The sequence below is a fragment of the Anaerostipes faecalis genome (genome assembly GCF_018982945.1).
Lineage (GTDB): Bacteria > Bacillota > Clostridia > Lachnospirales > Lachnospiraceae > Anaerostipes > Anaerostipes faecalis.
Genome location: NZ_JABRXE010000034.1, coordinates 1 through 709 on the forward strand (window position 1 = coordinate 1; position 709 = coordinate 709).

The following is a 709-nucleotide window of genomic DNA, read 5'->3' on the forward strand; positions in this document are numbered from 1 at the left end:
TGTACCTTGAAAACTTCATACAAGATCAAATAGACAAGACATCAAATTTCATCGAGAGAATGAAAACACACAAAGCCCGCTGATGTAACGCTATACATCAGTGAGGGAAAAAGAGGATCAAACGATCTGACTGTTCCTGCTACGGTTAAAGTAGTAAGGGCGCAGGGTGGATGCCTTGGCACTGAGAGCCGATGAAGGACGTGATAAGCTGCGAAAAGCTTCGGGGAGGAGCAAATATCCATCGATCCGGAGATATCCGAATGGGGAAACCCGGCTGAGGAAACCTCAGTCAGCGTATGGTGAATCCATAGCCATGCGTGGGGAACCCGGGGAACTGAAACATCTAAGTACCCGGAGGAAGAGAAAGAAACATCGATTTCGTAAGTAGCGGCGAGCGAACGCGAAAGAGCCCAAACCGCGGTGCGTGCACTGCGGGGTTCGGACTGCGACACGGTAGGCGTAAGATAGGAGAAGGGACTGGGAAGTCCCGCCGGAGAGGGTGAAAGCCCCGTATCCGAAATCCCAAGCCGCCCAGCAGGATCCAGAGTACCACGAGACACGAGAAACCTTGTGGGAATGAGCGGGGACCACCCCGTAAGGCTAAATACTGCTCAGTGACCGATAGCGCATAGTACTGTGAAGGAAAGGTGAAAAGTACCCCGGGAGGGGAGTGAAAGAGAACCTGAAACCCTGTGTCTACAAGCTGTGG

Annotated in this window: 1 rRNA gene; it reads left to right on the forward strand. The window is 52.2% G+C overall.

The features are described from left to right. Positions 1–143 precede the first annotated feature (143 nt). A 23S ribosomal RNA gene (locus KTB61_RS12890) occupies positions 144–709 on the forward strand; the annotation flags it as partial.